General features: G+C 59.4%; 18 protein-coding genes and 2 tRNA genes. 12 read left to right on the plus strand and 8 right to left on the minus strand.

The genetic code is table 11. The features are described from left to right. The first annotated feature begins 42 nt into the window (after nucleotides 1-42). Both ACK41V_RS03095 and mutY read left to right on the plus strand, forming a co-directional pair. Nucleotides 43-2,004 (plus strand): dynamin family protein, encoded by a 1,962-nt coding sequence (locus tag ACK41V_RS03095; RefSeq protein ID WP_409777642.1) that lies wholly within the window; start codon nucleotides 43-45, stop codon nucleotides 2,002-2,004. Further along, entirely contained in the window at nucleotides 2,001-3,074 is a 1,074-nt protein-coding gene (mutY, locus tag ACK41V_RS03100) for an A/G-specific adenine glycosylase (protein ID WP_409777645.1), read from the plus strand. Before ACK41V_RS03095 ends, mutY begins: the two co-directional genes overlap by 4 nt. A gap of 28 nt (nucleotides 3,075-3,102) precedes the next feature. Here mutY and rapZ read toward each other — a convergent pair whose 3' ends face one another. From rapZ to ACK41V_RS03115, 3 genes are read right to left on the minus strand one after another with little or no spacing between them, the layout of a single operon-like run. After that, a complete protein-coding gene (rapZ, locus tag ACK41V_RS03105; RefSeq protein WP_409777648.1) occupies nucleotides 3,103-3,966 on the minus strand; it encodes an RNase adapter RapZ in 864 nt (287 codons plus the stop codon). Next, on the minus strand, nucleotides 3,966-5,636 hold the full coding sequence (gene recN / locus ACK41V_RS03110; RefSeq protein WP_409777651.1) for a DNA repair protein RecN: 1,671 nt from the start codon (nucleotides 5,634-5,636) through the stop codon (nucleotides 3,966-3,968). Before recN ends, rapZ begins: the two co-directional genes overlap by 1 nt. A gap of 2 nt (nucleotides 5,637-5,638) precedes the next feature. Then, complete coding sequence (locus ACK41V_RS03115; RefSeq protein WP_409777654.1) at nucleotides 5,639-6,535, minus strand: NAD kinase; 897 nt, start codon at nucleotides 6,533-6,535, stop codon at nucleotides 5,639-5,641. 28 nt (nucleotides 6,536-6,563) lie between these two features. Here ACK41V_RS03115 and hrcA point away from each other — a divergent pair, with 28 nt between their 5' ends. From hrcA to greB, 4 genes are all read left to right on the plus strand, one after another. Continuing rightward, complete coding sequence (gene hrcA, locus ACK41V_RS03120; protein ID WP_409777656.1) at nucleotides 6,564-7,568, plus strand: heat-inducible transcriptional repressor HrcA; 1,005 nt, start codon at nucleotides 6,564-6,566, stop codon at nucleotides 7,566-7,568. Between the two features lie 51 nt (nucleotides 7,569-7,619). Then, a tRNA-Ile gene (locus ACK41V_RS03125) sits at nucleotides 7,620-7,696 on the plus strand. Nucleotides 7,697-7,900: 204 nt separating this feature from the next. Next, nucleotides 7,901-7,977: transfer RNA gene (locus ACK41V_RS03130), tRNA-Arg, on the plus strand. Between the two features lie 80 nt (nucleotides 7,978-8,057). After that, complete coding sequence (gene greB, locus ACK41V_RS03135; protein ID WP_409777659.1) at nucleotides 8,058-8,627, plus strand: transcription elongation factor GreB; 570 nt, start codon at nucleotides 8,058-8,060, stop codon at nucleotides 8,625-8,627. A gap of 77 nt (nucleotides 8,628-8,704) precedes the next feature. Here the strand turns inward: greB and ACK41V_RS03140 are convergent, their stop codons facing one another. The 4 genes from ACK41V_RS03140 to ACK41V_RS03155 form a co-directional block, all read right to left on the minus strand. Further along, a complete protein-coding gene (locus ACK41V_RS03140) occupies nucleotides 8,705-10,984 on the minus strand; it encodes a RelA/SpoT family protein (RefSeq protein ID WP_409777662.1) in 2,280 nt (759 codons plus the stop codon). A gap of 96 nt (nucleotides 10,985-11,080) precedes the next feature. Continuing rightward, on the minus strand, nucleotides 11,081-11,284 hold the full coding sequence (gene rpoZ / locus ACK41V_RS03145) for a DNA-directed RNA polymerase subunit omega (RefSeq protein ID WP_005794722.1): 204 nt from the start codon (nucleotides 11,282-11,284) through the stop codon (nucleotides 11,081-11,083). 17 nt (nucleotides 11,285-11,301) lie between these two features. Then, on the minus strand, nucleotides 11,302-11,922 hold the full coding sequence (gmk, locus tag ACK41V_RS03150) for a guanylate kinase (RefSeq protein WP_409777668.1): 621 nt from the start codon (nucleotides 11,920-11,922) through the stop codon (nucleotides 11,302-11,304). Between the two features lie 36 nt (nucleotides 11,923-11,958). Next, nucleotides 11,959-12,888, minus strand: a complete 930-nt coding sequence (locus tag ACK41V_RS03155) for a YicC/YloC family endoribonuclease (protein WP_409777670.1) — start codon at nucleotides 12,886-12,888, stop codon at nucleotides 11,959-11,961. A gap of 75 nt (nucleotides 12,889-12,963) precedes the next feature. On the opposite strand from ACK41V_RS03155, the gene ACK41V_RS03160 reads away from it, so the two are divergent. From ACK41V_RS03160 to hemW, 5 genes are all read left to right on the plus strand, one after another. Continuing rightward, nucleotides 12,964-13,980: a serine/threonine protein kinase gene (locus ACK41V_RS03160; RefSeq protein ID WP_409777672.1), complete on the plus strand. Its 1,017-nt coding sequence runs from the start codon at nucleotides 12,964-12,966 to the stop codon at nucleotides 13,978-13,980. A gap of 82 nt (nucleotides 13,981-14,062) precedes the next feature. Then, nucleotides 14,063-14,965, plus strand: coding sequence for a PP2C family protein-serine/threonine phosphatase (locus ACK41V_RS03165; protein ID WP_409777675.1), 903 nt, complete (start codon nucleotides 14,063-14,065; stop codon nucleotides 14,963-14,965). Nucleotides 14,966-15,144: 179 nt separating this feature from the next. Beyond that, nucleotides 15,145-15,879: a ribonuclease PH gene (gene rph, locus ACK41V_RS03170; RefSeq protein WP_409777678.1), complete on the plus strand. Its 735-nt coding sequence runs from the start codon at nucleotides 15,145-15,147 to the stop codon at nucleotides 15,877-15,879. Between the two features lie 71 nt (nucleotides 15,880-15,950). Then, nucleotides 15,951-16,550 (plus strand): RdgB/HAM1 family non-canonical purine NTP pyrophosphatase, encoded by a 600-nt coding sequence (gene rdgB / locus ACK41V_RS03175; RefSeq protein ID WP_409777681.1) that lies wholly within the window; start codon nucleotides 15,951-15,953, stop codon nucleotides 16,548-16,550. Nucleotides 16,551-16,656: 106 nt separating this feature from the next. Continuing rightward, nucleotides 16,657-17,919, plus strand: coding sequence for a radical SAM family heme chaperone HemW (hemW, locus tag ACK41V_RS03180; RefSeq protein ID WP_409777684.1), 1,263 nt, complete (start codon nucleotides 16,657-16,659; stop codon nucleotides 17,917-17,919). Nucleotides 17,920-17,968: 49 nt separating this feature from the next. On the opposite strand, the gene ACK41V_RS03185 is transcribed toward hemW, so the two are convergent. After that, entirely contained in the window at nucleotides 17,969-18,313 is a 345-nt protein-coding gene (locus ACK41V_RS03185) for an I78 family peptidase inhibitor (protein ID WP_409777687.1), read from the minus strand. A 1,149-nt stretch (nucleotides 18,314-19,462) separates the two neighbouring features. Here ACK41V_RS03185 and ACK41V_RS03190 point away from each other — a divergent pair. Then, nucleotides 19,463-20,244, plus strand: a 782-nt coding sequence (locus ACK41V_RS03190; RefSeq protein ID WP_409777689.1) for a TonB-dependent receptor plug domain-containing protein, incomplete at its 3' end; no start/stop codon positions are given.

A 20,244-nucleotide genomic window follows, 5' to 3' on the forward strand; every position in this document is an offset into this window, starting at 1 on the left:
TATGCCTACTCCGTAGGCTATTCATAGATCTCTGGGAGCAAAGTGGGACCTTCATTCAACGAACAGTTCGACCAGCATGGCGTCTGGCGGCGCGAGTTCGCCCAGCAGCTCAAGCGTTTGGCCGAGTGGATGTCGTCGCACGAACTCATGGATGCGGCGGTGCAAGAGCGGCTGCAGCGCCTGGAGGAACAAGTTCGCAGTGACAAAGTCATGGTGGCATTTGTCGCAGAGTTTTCCCGTGGCAAGTCTGAACTGATCAATGCGATCTTCTTCGCCGACTATGGGCGCCGCATCATGCCCGCGAGTGCCGGGCGGACCACCATGTGTCCTACTGAACTGGGCTATGACGCGCATGTGGCGCCCAGTCTTCGGTTGCTTCCTATTGAAACGCGTCTGCAGATGCAGAGTTTGGCGGAGTGGCGCGTCAAACCAGACCGGTGGCAGGAGATCCCGCTGGATGTCAGCAATGCAGATCAGATCGCGAAGGCGCTGGAGAAAGTTGCAGAGATTCGCAAGGTCAGTCTGGACAATGCCCGCGCGCTAGGGTTTTGGCACGATGATTTGACCGATGAGAATCCGGTGCCGGACGCCCAGGGGCTGGTCGAGGTGCCCATGTGGCGCCACGCCATCATCAATATCCCTCACCCTTTACTGAAGCAGGGTTTGGTGATTTTGGACACCCCCGGTCTCAACGCCGTGGGGGCAGAACCAGAACTCACCGTCAATCTGATACCGCAGGCGCACGCGGTGGTGTTCATCCTGAGTGCTGATACGGGAGTCACACGTTCGGACCTTTCCATCTGGCGAGAACACTTGGCCATATCGACCGACAGCATGGATGCACGGCTGGTCGTGTTGAACAAGATCGACACGCTGTGGGACACGCTCAACTCCGCAGAGCAAGTGCAGGCGCAGTTGGAGCGCCAATGCAGCACGTCCGCAGAGATGCTGGGTGTACCGCTTAACAGGGTCGTGCCAGTGTCGGCACAAAAAGGACTGGTTGCCAAGATCACTGCGGACGATGTGCTGCTGGAGACCAGTGGATTGCCGGTGCTGGAAGAGGCGCTGGCCAAAGGCATCATGGGTCGACGTCAGTCCATTCTCCGGGCGGCAGTGGCCACGGGCGTGGCAAGCCTGCGTAGTGAAACGTCGCGCGTGATCAATATCCGTCGCCGTGATCTTGACGATCAGATGGCTGAACTGCGCAGTCTGCGTGGCAAAAATGCGTCGGTGATTGAGTCAATGCGCCATCGCGTTGAGCAAGAGCAACGTGAGTTTGACCTGAGCACCGCGAAGATTCAGGCTGTTCGCGCCGTGCACCTCAAACTTTTGCGGGATGTTTTCCAGCAACTCGGCGCTAAGGCCCTCAAAGTCGAATTGGCAGAGTTGGCGCAAACCCTTCAGCAGAAGGGTCTCAAGCTGGGGGTGAAGAAAATTTACATCCAGACCTTTGATAAATTGCGCGGTACGTTGGACAAGGCGCAGGCCTCAGGCACAGAAATTCAGGCGATGCTGGGCGGGACGTTCCGCCAATTGAATGCCGAATATGGATTCTCTTTACAGGTGCCACCACCGCCGCAGTTAGAGCACTTCACGCACGATCTGAATCAGATTGAGCAAAGCCATTTGCAGTACCTTGGCATGGGCAATGCGCTCAAACTGGCGCAGCCTGAATTTGCGGAACGACTGGTTCGTGCTTTGGCGATGCGTCTGCGCACGGTGTACGAGTCTGCTGCAAACGATCTGGAACTGTGGAGCAAGTCTGCCACCGCGCAGTTGGACGCGCAGTTGCGCGAGCGGCGCAGGAGCTTCGCGCGTCGCATCGAAGCCGTTGATCGGATCCAGCAAGCGGCCAGTGGCTTGGTAGAACGAATTGCCGAAATTGAGGCGGGCGAGGACGAGTTGATCCAGTTGGAGCAGAAGCTGCAACAGCTGACCTCTCAACTCATTGCTGTGCCCGGGCTCGAGTCGGCATCCTCTGACAAGCAACTCCTGCCGGCATGACCGTGGCTGTCGGTGGCGCTTCGGTGGCGGAGCGCGTAGTTGCGTGGCAGGCTACGCATGGGCGCAATCATCTGCCATGGCAGCAGACCCGAGATCCCTATCGGGTCTGGCTGTCGGAGATCATGCTGCAGCAGACGCAGGTGAACACGGTGCTCGATTACTACGCACGGTTTCTGGACAGATTCCCCGATGTCGCCGTGTTGGCTCAGGCGACCCAGGACGAAGTGCTGGGGTTGTGGAGTGGCTTGGGTTACTACAGCCGCGCACGCAATCTCCATCGCTGCGCACAGATGGTGGTGTCCGAGCACGGCGGTGCCTTTCCCAAGACGGCGGAAGTGTTGGTTTTGCTTCCGGGTATTGGGCGCTCTACAGCTGGTGCCATAGCGGCATTTTGCTTTTCCCAGCAAGTTTCCATCCTGGACGCTAACGTTCGTCGGGTTCTTACTCGCGTACTGGGGTTCAAAGAGGACCTGGCGTCAGCCCGAAACGAGCGTCTGCTTTGGGATCACGCAGAATCGTTGCTGCCACAGCAAGATCTAGAAACCGCCATGCCTCGGTATACGCAGGGTTTGATGGACCTAGGGGCCGCTATTTGCACACCGCGGGCGCCACGGTGCGACCAATGTCCGTTGAGCGGGCTTTGTGCAGCTCGAAAAGAAGGGGCGCCCGAACGGTATCCCGTCAAAACGCGCAGGTTGTTGCGTAAGTCCGAGTCCTGGCAGTTGTTGGTTCTGCAGGATCAACAAGGACGCGTGTGGTTGGAGCGGCGTCCGCCCACAGGTATTTGGGCAGGTATGCACTGCGTCCCAGTTTTCCCGGATGTGTCGTCGATGGCGGCATTTGTGGCGACCTTAGGAAATTCACTGCAGCTCGTTCACGAAGAGCTGCCACCGTTTCTCCATGTGCTCACGCACAGAGACCTGCATCTTCACCCCGTCGCCATTCGAGGCGTGCAGCTAGATCGACCGCTAGGTGAGGGTGAATGGCTATCTCCTGATCAATGGGACAGGGTTGGGCTGCCAACACCTGTCCGTAAACTGCTGAGCGGTACACAAGCGTCGCTGTTGTGAGTGCCTTGAATTTAGGCCCCCCGGTTTTTCATCGCCCATCCAACTCTCGGTGCCGCCTCAGAGCGGTCCAGCGATCACTGAAAACCTCGGCAAGCCGCTCCACCAAGTAGACAGATCGATGCTGCCCACCTGTGCATCCAATAGCAACGGTGACATAGCTGCGGTGGTTGCGGTCTAGCAACTCCAACCAGTGCGCCAGAAACTGAGCGATGTGGGTTCGCATCAAATCGACGTCTGGATGTTGGCGTAAAAAGTCTGCAACAGGCTCGTCCAGCCCTGTGAGATCACGCAGCGTTGGTTCATAGTGGGGGTTGGGAAGCATCCTCACATCGAAGACATAGTCTGCATCCATGGGTATGCCGCGTTTGAAAGCAAACGACTGGAATACCAAGGTCAACTGGCCCCGCGAGGTGGTCATCAGGCTTTTGACATAGCTTTGTAGCTGCGACGCCCTGATGGTGCTTGTGTCGATCACATGCGATTGTTCTCGCAGATCTGCCAGCAGTTCGCGCTCCAGCTCAATGATCTGCACCAAGGCCTTTCTGCCCTGTTGCAAATCGTCATGCGACAACGGATGGCGACGCCGCGTTTCTGAGAATCGCCTGACCAAGGTGTCAATGGTGGCGTCTAGAAAGATGGATTGCACTGACACACCCTGGCTGCGAAGTCTGTTTAGCTCTTGGGGCACTTGGTGCAGTGATGTGGCACTGCGTACATCCATGGCAATCGCCACCCGGTTGCCATGGTGGCGATGTTCCAGGGCAACAAAAGCTGGAAGTAGTTCTGGCGGAAGGTTGTCCACGCAGTAATAGCCAGCGTCCTCCAGTGCATGCAACGCCACTGATTTGCCGGACCCTGACATGCCTGTGATCAGGACAATTTCGAGGGCCATCAGGCTTCTTTCTCCATAATTTTTGATGTCATATCTAGCATCTCACGCGCGTGGGCTAGTGTGGTATCAGTGGGGCGCTCGCCACCCAGCATGCGTGCAATTTCTGCCACACGGCGGTCGCCAGTCACCGTTTGCACTGTGCTGGTTGTGCCTTTGGGGCTTTTGTTCTTTGCTACTTTGAGGTGATGGTTGGCACAAGCGGCGACTTGAGGCAAATGTGTCACCGCTAGCACTTGGCGGTCGGCTCCGAGTTGTTGCATCAAGCGTCCTACGGTCTCTGCAACAGCGCCCCCAACACCCGAATCCACTTCGTCAAAAATCAACGTGGGCGCCATGCCCAGTTCGCTGGTGGTTACCGAAATCGCAAGGGAGATGCGAGACAGTTCCCCGCCTGACGCTACCTTGCCGATGGGTTTGGGAGTCATGCCCGGGTGTCCGGCCACCAAGAAAACTACTTCGTCCACTCCATGGGGGGCGGGCTCTGCGGTTTTGGATAAAGACACCTCAAACTGACCGCCCTCCATGCCTAGGCCTTGCATCGCGTGCGTGATGGCGCTCGAAAGCTTTGGAGCCGCCTTCGCGCGGGCCAGGGACAGTGATCGCGCTGCCGATTGGAAGCTCTTTGCACCGGATGTCTCTGCGGCCGAAAGTTTTTCCAGATCAGTGGCCGCATCCAGCTGTTGCAGTTCCGACTTCCATCCTTGGAGCAGCGCAGGCAGTTCGCCTGGTGGGCGCTTGTATCTTCGCGCCAGTGTCATCCACAACGATAAACGAGCGTCAAGTTCCGCCAAGCGCTCCGGGTCGACTTCGGCATGCCGGAGATAAGACTGCAGCGAATGGGCGACGTCGCTGGCCTGTGCCAAGCTGGACGACAAGATGTCAGCAAAGCCTGAAAACTCGGGCTCAACGTGCTCTTGTGCCTGGAGGAGTGCATGTGCGTGAGCGAGGGCCGCGAGGACGCCTGTCTCGTCCTCCTGGAGGGTTTGAATCACTCCACCAGCCGCCTCCAGCAATGCCTGGGCATGTGACAGCCGTTTGTGCTGGGCATCCAGGTCACTCCACTCACCGTCGGCAGGGCAGAGTTTGTCTACTTCGCCGATTTGCCATTGCAGGCGCTCCCGCTCTTGCTGCAGTGTGGACTGCGCCTGCTGCGCCTGCTGCAAAGTTTTCTGGGCTGAGCGCCACGTGGCCCATCGCGCAGACACGTCCGCGATGCTGATTCCCGCAAAAGCGTCCAGCAGACCACGGACCGACTCCGGGCGCGTCAAACTTTGCCAAGCATGTTGCCCGTGAATGTCGAGCAGCATATCTCCCAATGCCCGCAGTTGGGTTGCCGTTGCGGGGGTTCCATTGATCCAGGCTCGACTTTTTCCTTGTACATCCACTGTGCGACGCAACAGCAGCAAGTCTTCCGCCTCGAAACCTGCTTCGTCAAGCCATGGATGCGTATGGGCTGGGCAGTCAAATTCCACGCAGATGTCTGCTTTCAGCGCACCCTCACGCACCAGACCCGAATCAGAGCGCGAGCCCAATGCCAGTTGCAGCGCATCAATCAGAATGGATTTGCCAGCACCGGTTTCACCGGTCAGGACAGTGAAATCACTACCTAGCTCAAGCTCCAATGCCTCCACAATCACAAAATCACGCAAAGTGATGCGTCTGAGTGCCATGGTCAAGAGCCTCCCTCGTTCCAGCGCAACTTTTTGCGCAAGGTTGCAAAGTAGTTCCAACCTTGAGGGTGCAGGAACCGCACGCAGTGTTCGGACCTTTTAACCAAGATACGGTCCCCGTGTAGCAGCGAGGCCAGAGACTGCATGTCAAAGTTCGCGCTGACGTCTCTGCCGCTGACGACCTCGACCACTACCTCCGTCGCATCAGAGAGCACGATGGGTCGGTTGGACAAGGTGTGTGGCGCAATCGGTACAAGCACCCAGCCAGGGATTGATGGGTGAAGCATGGGGCCTCCCGCCGACAGTGAATACGCCGTTGAGCCCGTAGGCGAGGCAATGATGAGCCCATCTGCACGCTGATTGGAGACAAATCGCCCGTCAACTTCCACGCGCAACTCCACCATGCCTGACGTCGCGCCTCGGTTCACGACGACATCGTTCATTGCAAGAGCTTCGAAAACCACCCGATCATCGCGTACGACAGTAGCGTGCATCAAAGGGCGCAGGTCCTCTTCATACTCCCCCTGAAGCATCGGCGGCAGCGTCGTCTGATAGGTATCAAACGGGATGTCAGTGATGAAGCCGAGCCTACCTTGGTTGATGCCTATCAGCGGCGTACCGAACCGGGCAAGCCGTCGACCGATGCCGAGCATCGTTCCATCCCCCCCTACTACCAGACCCAGATCGCATTGGGTGCCAATGTCGTCTACATTCAGCGCAGGGTATTGCGTCAGTCGGGTATTGCTGGCGGTCTCTATCTCCAGAGACACTGTGCACCCCTGCTGTTCCAGGAAGTGGGCGATGTCCTCCAACGCTTGACGAGAACTGTCGCCTAGTGAGCTTGAGGATGAGGTCTGGTACTTACCTATAAGCGCGACATGGCGGAATTTGGACGTCATCACGAAATTACATCATTAAAATCATTCCATGCTCGATGACCGTGCCAAGTTGTTGCTGAAAGCCCTGGTCGAGCGCTACATTGCCGACGGACAACCCGTAGGGTCCAGAACCTTGTCCCGTGCCTCGGGGCTTGATCTGTCGCCTGCCACGATCCGCAACGTCATGTCGGACCTCGAAGAGCTTGGGCTCATCGTGAGCCCGCATACCTCGGCTGGACGGATACCCACAGCGCGTGGCTATCGCTTATTCGTGGACACGATGTTGACAGTGCAGCGAGACCCTTTGGCGCATGCACATCTAGTCCCCGAGCAACCTCAGAAAGTGATCGCTAACGCGGCGCAGTTGTTGTCCAACCTGTCGCAGTTCGTTGGGGTGGTGATGGCGCCGCGGCGGACCTCTGTGTTTCGCCACATAGAGTTTTTAAAACTCTCCGAGCGACGATTTCTGGTCATCATTGTTTCGCCCGAAGGCGACGTGCAAAATCGGGTCATCTTCACGGATGTGGACTATTCCCAGTCTCAGCTTATTGAGGCGTCGAACTTCCTCAACACCCACTATGCCGGCTTGGCGATGGAGCAGGTGCGTGAGCGTCTGAAGTCCGAGGTGGATTTGTTGCGCGGCGAGATTGCCTCCCTCATGCAAGCGGCCGTGAACGTGGGTTCAGAAGCGCTCTCTGAGGCGCAGGATGAGGTCGTGATTTCTGGTGAACGCAACCTGTTGGCGGTAAGCGATTTCTCCAACGACATGGGTAACCTGCGACGTGCTTTTGACCTTTTCGAGCAAAAAACGCAGATATTGCGGCTTCTGGACATATCGAGCCAAGCGGAGGGAGTGCGTATCTACATCGGTGGCGAAAGCCATGTGGTTCCTTTTGAGGAACTCTCTGTAGTCAGCGCACCGTACGAGGTCGATGGAAAGGTAGTCGGAACACTGGGGGTGATTGGTCCTACGCGCATGCCGTATGACCGGATGATTCAGATCGTGGACATCACGTCCAAGCTCGTCTCCAACGCACTGAGTTACCGCAAGTAAACCCCCTACAATACGGCGCTTGCCCCGTTGTATAGCGCTGGAGCATGGCTTGGGGCGTTAGCTCAGTTGGTTAGAGCAGAGGACTCATAATCCTTTGGTCGTTGGTTCAAGTCCAACACGCCCTACCATTCATCCGTTGCGTGGTTGCACCCTAGGATCGTCACTTTTTTCTCGCCGCAATCTATGCGATTCGGATTTTGTGACTAGGGGTTGCACTACAATCTTGGCTTGCGTTGAATTGGGTTGGAGTTGTTGCTGCTGAAGCGGCAAAGAGTCCAACAAGGCAAAGATTTTTAGAGCAATCAAAAAATCATGCTATAATTCTAAGCTTAGCGGCTGTAGCTCAGCTGGATAGAGTACTTGGCTACGAACCAAGGGGTCGTGGGTTCGATTCCTGCCAGCCGCACCAATGTTTAAAGCCTGCAATCGCAAGATTGCAGGCTTTTTCATTTGTCTGTGGGCTTTGTCTTTATCGGAGGACGCTGGCAAATGAGCAAGGCTTTCACCAAAGAAACCGATGGCGCTGACGATGATGACGAGTTAGCGCTGCCACCACTGCCCGTTGGGGGCAAGAACTACATTACCCCCGCAGGATTCGCTCGTTTGCGCGCGGAGTTGCTGGATCTGATCGACAACGAACGTCCCAAGATGGTCGATATCGTTCACTGGGCGGCCAGCAACGGTGATCGATCCGAAAACGGGGACTATCTTTATGGCAAAAAACGTTTGCGTGAGATAGATCGTCGCATCCGCTTTCTGACAAAACGACTTGAAATTGCCGAGGTGGTTGACCCTACCATCCACGCAGGAAGCGATCAGGTGTTCTTCGGGGCGACGGTGACCTATGTGGATGATGAGCGTGTCGAACGGGCTATCACCATCATGGGCATCGACGAGGCCGACAGCCATGTGGCGCAAGTGAGCTGGATTGCGCCCGTTGCACGAGCGTTGCTCAAGGCTCGCGTAGGCGATGAAGTCCAGCTACCAACGCCGGGTGGTGTTCGGAATCTGGAAATTTTGAGTGTGCAATATCCGCCGCGACTGGATCCTGCAAAGTAGTCGAGACAATTCAAATCTCGGCTACACAGCTGCTCGCGACATCGCTGCTTCGTACGGTACGGTGTGGTGTGACCAATTCAGGCTTGCGGAGTGATCCGAACCGCCTTGATCACAGCCCGCGTGCGCCGAAGGTTGCGCAACGCGGTTTCCAAGTGGGCTTGATCACGCACTGCCACAATAAATCGCAGGTCGGTCGTATCCAGCGCAGCCTCATCGTCCATGTCCACGTGCGTAATATCCGCCTCCGAGCTTCCCAGTTCCGCCGCCACCCGGGCGAGTACGCCCTTGCCGTTGGTGACCGTCACAACCACTCCGGTCTCAAACATCCGCGTGGGTTCATCGGACCAGTCCACCGCAATAAATCGCTCACTGTCCTTGTGTTGAAGTCGCTTGGCGACGCTGCAATGAACGTTGTGGACCACCAAGCCTTCGCCGCGTCCCAGGTAGCCAACAATGCTGTCTCCAGGCACGGGGCGGCAACACGACGCGTACTGTACGGACGCGTTTTCGCTTCCGTCGAGCGTCACAGCTCCTTGGGACAGGGTCTCATGCGATGTGTAGCGCTCCCGTGACATGAGCAGGGCATCGGGGCGATGGCCGTGCTCCGACATCAACACCATCAGGCGCTTCGCCACGATGCTTGCAATGCGCTTGCCCAGGCCGAGATCCGTCATTAGCTCGCTGCGCGTCCGGTTTCCCGTGAAGCGGAGCAGCTTGTCCCATAGGGGCTGCGTGGTGGCATCCAGGATTGGCAGCTGCTCCAGCCCTTCGGCGCGAATGGCCTGGGTCAGGAGTTTTTCGCCCAAGCCTTCTGATTCGGCTTGTGCCAGGGTTTTGAGATAGTGCCGAATCTTTGAGCGCGCGCGGCCCGTTCGAACAAACCCCAACCACGCCGGATTGGGGGTCGAAACGGGCGCAGTGATCACTTCCACCACATCGCCGTTCTTCAGCTCGGTGCGCAAGGGCACCTGTTCGTTGTTGATCTTGGCCGCCGTTGTTCTGTCCCCCACATTGCTATGGATGGCGTAGGCAAAGTCAACGACTGTGGCGCCACGCGGCAACGCCATGATCTGGCTCTTTGGCGTAAAGACATAAACCGCGTCGGGGAAGAGGTCCACCTTCACGTGGTCCCAGAACTCGGCTGCATCGCGCGTCTCGTTCTGGATGTCGAGCAGCGACTGCAGCCATTTGGTACCCAGCCGCTCGGCCGAGGTGCCGTCGCCGTCCTGTGCTTTGTACAGCCAGTGCGCGGCTACGCCGGCCTCGGCGATCACATGCATCTCATCCGTGCGCATCTGGAATTCGATGTTCACGCCCGAGGGCCCCACCAGCGTGGTGTGCAGAGACTGGTAGCCGTTGAGCTTGGCGATCGCGATGTGGTCTTTGAACTTGCCAGGCACAGGCTTGTACATCTGGTGCAACACGCCCAGCGCGGTATAGCAGTCCGTTACCGAAGGGACAATGACCCGAAACCCGTAAATATCCGTCACCTGGGCAAAACTCAGGTGCTTGAAATCCATCTTCTGATAGATGGCATACAAGGTCTTCTCGCGACCTGCCAGGCGCACCTTCATGCCGATCTTTGAGAAAGCGGCATCCACTTCAGTCTGCACCTTCTGTACCAAATCACGCCTGCGGTTGCGCGATTTATTGACTGCTTTGGAAAGCGTTGCGTACCGCCAGGGATGCAAATGTCGGAAAGACAAATCTTGCAGTTCCCGGTAGGTCTGATTCAGCCCCAGCCGATGCGCTATCGGTGCGTAGATCTCCAGCGTTTCCGAAGAGATGCGCCCCCACTTGCTGCGTGGCATGTCGGACAGCGTGCGCATGTTGTGCGTGCGGTCCGCCAGTTTGATCAGAATGACGCGCACATCGCGCGCCATGGCCAGCAGCATTTTCCGAAACGACTCGGCCTGGTTTTCTTCGCGGGTGTTGAACTGGAGTTTGTCGAGCTTGGTCAGCCCGTCCACCAGCTCCGCCACTGGTGCGCCGAAGCGGTCGATCAGGTCTGCCTTGGTGACGCCGCAGTCTTCCATGGCGTCATGGAGCAGGGCTGCCATCAAGGCCTGTGCGTCCAGCTTCCAGGTCGCACACTGTGCGGCCACAGCGATGGGGTGGGTGATGTACGGTTCGCCGCTGTTTCTCAGCTGGCCTAGATGCGCTTCGTCTGCAAAGCGGTATGCCTGCCGAACCTGTTCGATGCTCGATGCGTCCAAATAGTCGAGGCTGTCCGTCAGCGCAGCAAAGCTGGCCGCAGCTGCGTTGGCGGCAGCCGCGGCGGCCGAAAGGCTTCCAGGCATGGGCGAATCGCCAGCCCGGAATGGCGTTGCAGAAGGTGAATTGAGCACCGCGTTCATGCCTTAAATGTAGCGCGGGTGGGCATCAGGCCGCCGTGGGGCAAAAAAAAGCACCGCAGCCGCGGTGCTCTTTGAGGGCGTTACCCAGAAAAATGCTCAACCAGGAACCTTCTTGAGCATTTCCAGGCCGACCTTGCCTTCGGCGATTTCGCGCAGGGCGGTCACGGCGGGCTTGTTGCGGCTTTCGATGCGGGGGGCGTGGCCCTGGCTCAGCATGCGAGCGCGGTAAGTGGCGGCCAACACGAGCTGGAAGCGGTTGGGGATCTTTTCCAGGCAGTCTTCTACAGTGATGCGGGCCATCGATTTACTCCGGGGATTCAGGTGATATTGAGCGACTGGAAGGTGTCAGCACGGGCGCGGCGCTGTGCGGCGTACTTGAGTCGCTGGGCGTGAACTACGGCTTTCAGGTCGAAAAGCGCGCGCTCAAACAACTCGTTGATTATAACGAAGTCGAATTTTTCCACCTGCGCCATCTCGATGGCGGCATTCTTGAGGCGCACTTCGATGACATCTGGAGAGTCTTCGCCCCGCCGTTCAAGGCGAGAGCGCAACTCCTCCCAGCTGGGCGGCAGGATGAAGACCAGCACCGCATTGGCAAAAGCCTGCTTGATCTGCAAAGCACCCTGAAAGTCGATTTCGAGGATGACATCCGAACCTTGGGCAATGCGCTCCTCAATGGCTCTTTTGGATGTGCCATAACGGTTGCCGTGGACATGGGCCCATTCCACAAACGCGTTGCCCTGGATCATGGCGTCGAACTCGGACTCCGACGCGAAGAAATACTCGCGACCGTGTTTTTCCTGGCCGCGGGGTGTCCGCGTGGTGTGCGAAATAGACGGATGAACGTGGGAGTCCAGCTCCAGCAGGGCCTTGACCAGACTGGATTTGCCGGCGCCGCTGGGGGCTGCCACTACGATGAGATTACCTGGATAGTCCATAGTTGATGTGCGTCGTGCGCTATCAAAAAATGAGTCTTACTCGATATTTTGCACTTGCTCGCGCATTTGCTCTATCAGCACTTTCATGTCCACGCTCACGCGGGTCAGGTCCAGTGCTGCGGATTTGGAGCCCAGCGTGTTTGCTTCGCGGTGCAACTCCTGGATCAGAAAATCGAGACGCTTGCCGACTTCGCCGCCCTTTTTCAGCAGCCGCTCGATTTCATCGAGGTGCGAGTCCAGCCGTGTGATTTCTTCGGCCACGTCGATGCGGATGGCAAAGGCGGTCGCTTCTGTCAGCGCACGGTCCCTGGCGGCCTCGGGCAACGTGGCGCCATCGGTCAGTGCCATGGCTTCTTTCCAGCGCTCCATAAAACGCAAGCGTTGCTGCTCGACAAGCAACGGAACCATGGGCACGGCCTGTTGTGCCAAAGTGCGCAGTTGTTTGACCCGGTCGAGCAGCATGGTGGCCAAGCGCTTGCCTTCGCGTTCTCGGGCGGCAACCAGGGCTGTAAGCGCTTCCTCGGCCAGCGCTGGCACGGCTTCGCTCCAGTCGTCGGTGCCGGAATGGGCATTTGCGCAAAGGCGCAGGGCGTCAGCGACGGTGAGCGGTGCTGCGCTGGGCAGCCAGGCTTTGACGGAGTCTTGCAGGGAGTTCAAACGCTGCAGAAGGCGTGCGGGCGGGTCTTGTAGGGTGTTGCTGTCCTCGTTCTCCAAAGCGGCACGGACTTCGACCTTGCCGCGTTTGAGGCGGGCGGTCAGCAAAGTGCGCAGGGCGGGCTCCATGGCGCGCAATTCGTCGGGCAGGCGGAACGATAGGTCCAGAAAGCGGCTGTTGACCGAGCGGATTTCCAGCCCCAGCCTGCGGGATTGGAGTGCACGGGTATCGGTGCGGGCGTCGGTTTCAGCGCCAGTGGCAGACGCGCCATGCTGTGCGCTGGCGTATCCGGTCATGCTGTAAACTGGCATTGGACTTTTTGATGGTTGCTTGCGATCCCGCGATTATCCGGGTTCCGCTCTACCCCCGAGTCATCTTCGCAAAATATGTCAAAAATCAAACCGGCTCCTTTGCCGCCCGATACCGCAATTGGCGGCTACCGCGTGGTGCGCCGGTTGTCCTCCGGCGGATTTGGCGTGGTCTATCTGGCCCTAGACGCCGAAGGCCAGCAGATTGCCATCAAAGAATACCTTCCCTCGTCGCTGGCCACGCGTGCGCCCGGCGAGCTGCTGCCCAAGGTGCAGTCCGAAAAGTTGTCTCTCTACCGCCTGGGTCTGAAGAGCTTCTTTGAAGAGGGCCGCGCGCTGGCGCAGATTTCGCACGCCTCCGTGGTGAGCGTGCTCAATTTCTTCCGCGAAAACGAAACTGTCTACATGGTGATGAACTACCTGGAGGGCGCGACCCTGCAGGACTTCATCATCACCGCGCGCGACCTGAAAACGCAGAAGGTGTTCCGCGAATCCACCATCCGCTCGCTGTTCGACGAAGTGCTGCGCGGCTTGCGCATCGTGCACCAGCACAAGATGCTGCACCTTGACATCAAGCCGGCCAACATCTTCATCACCGACGACAACAAGGCCGTGATGATCGACTTTGGTGCCGCGCGCGAAGTGCTGTCCAAAGAAGGCAATTTCATCCGCCCGATGTACACCCCCGGATTTGCAGCCCCCGAGATGTACCGGCGCGACTCGTCGATGGGCCCGTGGACCGACATTTATGCCATCGGCGCGTGTATCTACGCCTGCATGCAGGGCTTTCCGCCCAACGAGGCGCCTCAGCGCATCGAAAAAGACCGCCTGTCGCTGGCGCTGACCAAGCTGCGCGGGGTCTATTCCGACAACCTCATCGAGGTGGTCGAGTGGTGCATGGCGCTCGACCCGCTCTCGCGTCCGCAGTCGGTGTTTGCCTTGCAAAAAGAACTCAGCCGCGAGGGCGAGCGCCGCTACACCAAGCTCACCGTAGGCGAAAAAATGCGCCTGCAGCTCGACACGCTCGTGTCTGACACCAAGAAAAATGTGCAAAAGGTGGGTGAAGCCACCGGCATCGGAGCCAAGCCCAAATGAACCCGACGCACGCCGCGCAGGTTCGGGCAAAGCATGTGTTCATGAACGATGCCTTTGCGCATCGTTTTTTGCGTGAGTCCCTATGAAGTTCTCGGTATTCCAGATCAGCCGCCGCGGTGGCCGCGAGAGGAACGAAGACCGCATGGGCTATTGCTACACGCGTGAATCGGGCTTGTTTGTGCTGGCAGACGGCATGGGAGGGCACCCCGAAGGCGAAGTGGCGGCGCAAATCGCGCTGCAGACCATCTCGGCCTTGTTCCAGCGCCAGGCCAAACCGCAGCTCAAGGATGTGCAGGAGTTTCTGTCGGGTGCGCTGTTGGCGGCCCACCACCAGATCCTGCGTTATGCCACCGACAAAGGCATGCTCGACACGCCCCGCACTACGTTGGTGGCAGCCGTGTTGCAAGGGGGCACCGCCACCTGGGTGCACTGCGGCGACTCGCGTTTGTACATGGTGCGTGACGGTGATTTGCTGACCCGCACCCGCGACCACTCTTATATGGAGCTGCGCAACACGCCACCCCCTGGCCTGGAGCGCATCAACCGCAACGTCTTGTTCACCTGCCTCGGGTCGCCCACCAAGCCGATCTACGACATCACGGGCCCGGTGTATCTGGAGCAGGGCGACCGCATTTTGTTGTGCTCGGATGGCCTGTGGGGCACGCTCAGTGACGAAGAGATTTCCAAGCAACTGGCCCACCACACGGTGTCGCATTCTGTGCCCGACCTGGTGGAAGAAGCGCTGCGCAAGGCGGGGGACAGCAGTGACAACGTCACTGTGATCGCCCTGGAATGGGAGACGCCGGATGCGTTCGAGTCCACCCAGGGGGTGTCGACCGACAGCATCAGCGACGACGTGTTTGCCTCCACCATCCAGGCCGGTCCGCTCGATGGGCTGGTGGACGACCTGGACGATGCCGCCATCGAGCGGTCCATTGCCGAAATCAACGAAGCCATTCGCCGCTCTGCTGCAAGAAAAGCATGACAACCCCCTGAGGCGCTGCGCGCCTTCCCCCTTCTCTCGAATCGCTGCACGATTCGGGAAGGGGGACACCGCCAGCGCGGCGGGGCGGCCCTTGCGCGGCGGGCGCTGGCCTTGGGCCGCGCGCATTGCGTGGGTCACGGGTCATGCATGATCCCTGCCTTTTTTGCACCGAGAACACCATGACCACCTTTGTCCGCACCGGCGACCGCGCCGCCAACCAATTGCGCCCCGTGCGCATCACCCGCAACTACACCATGCACGCCGAGGGCTCGGTATTGATCGAGTTCGGCAACACCAAGGTGCTCTGCACCGCCTCGGTGGAAGAGCGCGTGCCGCCCCACAAGCGCGGCAGCGGCGAGGGCTGGGTGACCGCCGAATACGGCATGCTGCCCCGCGCCACCCACACGCGCAGTGACCGCGAGGCCGCGCGTGGCAAACAGACCGGCCGCACGCAAGAGATCCAGCGCCTCATCGGTCGATCGCTGCGCGCCGTCTTTGACCTCAAGCTGTTGGGCGAGCGCACCATTCAGCTCGACTGCGATGTGATCCAGGCCGACGGCGGCACACGCACCGCAGCCATTACTGGCGCCTGGGTGGCTGCGCAGGACGCGGTCAACGCGCTGCTTGCCAACGGCAAGATCACGCAGACACCCCTGCTGCAACCGGTGGCCGCCATCTCGGTCGGCATTGTTCAGGGCACGCCGCTGCTGGACCTGGAATATGTCGAGGATGTGAGCTGCGACACCGACATGAACGTGGTGATGACCGGTGCGGGCCATTTTGTGGAAGTGCAGGGCACGGCCGAAGGCGTGGCGTTTACCCGGGCCGAGATGGACCAGCTGCTGGTGCTGGCCGAAAAAGGCATTGCAGAGCTGGTGCAGTTGCAGCAGCGGGCACTGCTGGAAACCCCGTAACCATCCACTGATACTCACTAATTGATAGCTGCTAGCGCTTATTGGATAAGCGCTAGAGGCCAATTTGACCCATGAAAATTGTTCTTGCATCCAACAACCGCGGCAAACTGGCCGAACTGCAGTCCATGTTTGCGCCACTGGGCGTGGAGTTGCTGCGCCAGGCCGACCTGGGCGTGGGCGAGGCCGAGGAGCCTTTTCGCACCTTTGTCGAAAACGCCCTAACCAAAGCGCGCTTCGCCTCGGCCCACACCGGGCTGCCTGCGCTGGCCGATGACGCGGGCATGTGTGTGGATGCCTTCGGTGGTTTGCCGGGCGTCGACACCGCGTATTACTGCACCCAGTTTGGCTACGAGAAAAGCGACGACAACAACGTGCGTGCGCTGCTGGAGCAATTGCAGGGCGTGGCCAACCGCCGTGCCGCCATGGTCAGCACGCTGGTGGCCGTGCGCAGCCCGCAAGACCCCGAGCCGCTGATCGCCGTGGGCCGCGTGGTCGGCGAGATCACCACAGAGCCCCGGGGCAGCAACGGCTTTGGTTTTGACCCGGTAATGTTCATCCCCGAATTTGGCAAGACCTTTGCCGAGCTGCCCGTGGAGGTGAAAAACGCCCACAGCCACCGGGGGCGCTCTGCGCAGCACATGCTGGAGTTGATGCGCGCACGCTGGCTATAAAAATAGGAGCTGGTAGCGCTTGATATTCAAAGACTTCAAATGGTTTTGATATCGAAGTCGTTATTCATCAAGCGCAAGCTGCTATTGTTTTGATAGTTTTAGTTCTATGACCATTCCCATTCATCTTGAGCCAGCGCCTGCCGCAACGACTGCAGCTCCTGTGCGCGACATCCAGCACTACATGCGCCCGGGTTTGCTGCAACTGCCCAGTTTGCCGCCGCTGTCGCTGTATGTGCACCTGCCCTGGTGCCTCAAGAAATGTCCGTATTGCGATTTCAACTCGCACGAGTACCGCGAAGGCGGCGATGCTGCGGGCAGCACCCCTGTGCCGGAGCAGCGTTACATCGACGCCCTGATGGCCGACCTGGAGGCTGCGCTACCGCTCATCTGGGGCCGCACGGTGCACAGCATTTTCATCGGCGGGGGCACGCCCAGCCTGTTTTCACCCGCCGCCATTGACCGGTTGATTGGCGACATCCGCGCCCGCCTGCTGCTGGCGCCCGACTGCGAGATCACGCTGGAGGCCAACCCCGGCACGTTCGAAAAAGACCGCTTCCGCGCGTTCCGCGCAGCGGGCGTCACGCGCCTGTCGGTGGGGGTGCAGAGCTTTAACGACCAGCACCTGAAGGCGCTGGGCCGCGTGCATGACCGCGCCCAGGCCTTGGCGGCGGTCGAAGAGGCCGCGCAAGCGTTTGACACCTTCAACCTCGACATCATGTACGCGCTGCCGGGCCAGACGCTGCAGGAGCTGGAGCAGGACATATTGACGGCGCTGGCCTTGAAGCCCCCGCACATCTCCATCTACCACCTGACCATCGAGCCCAACACGTACTTTGCCAAGTTCCCCCCGGTCATCCCCGAGGACGACCAAGCCTACGCCATGCTCGACCGCATCACCGAGATGACCGGCCAGGCGGGAATGGCGCGGTATGAAATCTCCGCCTATGCCCAGCCGGGACACGCGTGTTTTCACAACACCAATTACTGGCAGTTTGGTGATTACCTGGGCATTGGCGCGGGCGCGCACAGCAAGCTCAGCTTTGCGCACCGGGTGGTGCGGCAAGTGCGCTTTCGCGAGCCGAGGCTGTACATGGACAACGCGCTGGCGGGGCATGCAGTGGCGCAGGACGAAGACGTCAAGCGTGCTGAATTGCCGTTCGAGTACATGCTCAACGCCCTGCGCCTGCGGGACGGTTTTGCGCTGCAGGACTTCATGGACCGCACGGGTCTGCCCATCAGCACCATTGCCAAAGGTCTGGACGCAGCAGAGCGCAAGGGCCTGATTGAGCGCGATGCGGCCCACGTGCGCCCGACAGAGCGGGGTTTTGACTTTTTGAGCAACCTGCAAGAGTTGTTTTTGGCGGACTGAAAACCCAGTGCATCTGGCGGCCTGGCCCCAGCGGTTGGGCAGTCGGGCGTTAACCGCAGCGCACGGCCAGGATGCGGCCGTTGGCATCCACCTCCAGGTTCAGCCGCTGGGCATTGAACTCCTTGGTGATCATCTGCCCCGGCCGAAGAATGCGCGCCATTTGCGCCCCCGACCGCACCCGGGCAGTTTCCATGACCGATGCCGTGCTGCTTTGGCCCACCGCAGCCTGCGCAGGCTGGGCGTTGCAAAGGGCGGCGGGCGCTGCTGGTGCGGTTGCACCGGGGCTGCTGGCCGGCGGCGATGCGGGGGCCTGCCCATAACCTGCGCAGCCCGTCATCATCAACACCGCGGCCATGGCGACGCTGCCTGCGGTTGCAAAAGTAGTTTTGATCATGTGGGGTCCTCCTGATGAGGCCACCACCATACCCGAGCGCCTCAGGTGCCAACGTGACCGAGCGTAACGCTCGTGATGTGCTGGTGAGCCCACGAGCCCGGGTACCTGCGCAGCCTGATGGTAGAGAGCACCGAACCGTTCGACCGCATCCCCGACGGCCTGATGATCTGCGCGGAAGACCAGCACATTCAGTGGGTACTACCGGCCCTGACCCGATAGGGCCACGGGGCGCTGTGTGCCCGAATGTATGGCGCTTAACGTTTGATGCCACCTCGCTTTGCGCCCAGAAACAGAAGTTACGGAGCACTGCGCGGCATATTCGGCGCTGTCCTACAGGGGCGGACAAGTTGCGGTTTTACTATTCATTTGTCGATTCCCTCTCGACATCCCTCCCGCTTGCACCATGCAAGTGTTAAGCCCGCTCCTAGCGGGCTTTTTTTTGCCCGCGCGTTCTGCGCGATGGGGTGGATGGTGGTGGCGGTGGATGGCAAGCGAAGTGCCTCGTCAATAGCAAGCCATCGCAGAGGCAGGCTTTTCAGCCCCCCGTCAGCGTGCTGCGCGATATCCCGGCACTATCGGTTATCAACTTCTGATATTGCCGCGTCGCCGCTCCCCGCTACCAAACCACAATGATCCTCTACAAGCCCGGAACCCAATTCATGCTCAAAGGCAGGCTCGTCAGCGTGGACTACGTGATCATCCGCAGAACCGGGATGTGGATCCGATTGGTCGATAGTGAGGAGACCTGTCGACCGGAAGAACTGACGCCTATCGTGCCGCACGGCTCAGGGCACTCGGAAGGGTCGGGCCGCAGGTAGCCCATCTCTTGCGATGCGCTGAAGGCGCTCGCCCAGCGTTTGCGGTGCGCGGGGATTAGATTGGCGCCGGGTTTTCGCCGCACATGGTCACAGCAGCGGCACCCTTCAGAACGGAGGCATACCCTTTTGACTGTCGCTTCAGCGGCTTTTTATCGCGATTCTTATGAATTATAATGAGAATCGTTGCTATTATCGTTATCTTCTGCTGGCGTTCCTTTGAACGTTGAACCCGTGGCGCCGACTCTCTGAGGTGCCACGCTGCAGTCCGCCGGCCCTGCCGGCTTTTGTTCGCCCGCTTTTCCCGTTTTTTTGATTTCTTCAAGGCCCCACCATGTACTCCCCGACCGGCTCCACCCCTCGCACAAAAGACAGATTCGCGCCAGCCCCGCTGGCACTGCTGATTCGCCAGTGCCTGGGTGCTGGTCTGGCGCTTGCCGCAGCAGGCGTGGCGGCGCAAACGGCTGGCACCGCCAATGCAGGTGCCGCCCCGTCGGGCACGGCGCTTAAAGAGGTGGTCGTTTCCGACCAAGCGGAAGCGATTGGCGGTCTGCAAAAAACCTATTCAGGCGGTCAGTTTGCACGTGGCGGCAGCCTGGGCATTCTGGGCAATACCGACCTGATGAACGTGCCCTTCAGCACCACCAACTACACGTCGGAGCTGATTCAGAACCAGCAGGCTTTGAGCGTGGCCGACGTGGTGATGAACGACGCCTCGGTGCGCACATTGACCTCGCGCGGTGGCTTTGGCGACGACTTTCAGGTGCGGGGCTTTACGGTGTCCAACGGCGACATCAGCATGAATGGCCTGTTCGGCCTGGCGCCTTCCACCCGCGTTCCGCTGGAGATGATCGAGCGTGTTGAAGTGCTCAAAGGCCCGGGCGCCCTGGCCAACGGCGTGGGCCCCGGTGGCAGCATCGGCGGCAGCATCAATGTGGTCACCAAGCGCGCGGCAGACATTCCGCTCACCCGCCTGACCACCACCTACATGGGTGAAGCCAATTTCGGTACGCACCTGGATGTGGGTCGGCGCTTTGGCGAAGACAACCAATGGGGTGTGCGCGTGAATGGGCTGGTGCGCGGGGGCGAGGGCAACATCGACGGCGGCAAGCAGAA

Source organism: Acidovorax sp. (assembly GCF_046291265.1).
GTDB lineage: Bacteria > Pseudomonadota > Gammaproteobacteria > Burkholderiales > Burkholderiaceae_C > Acidovorax.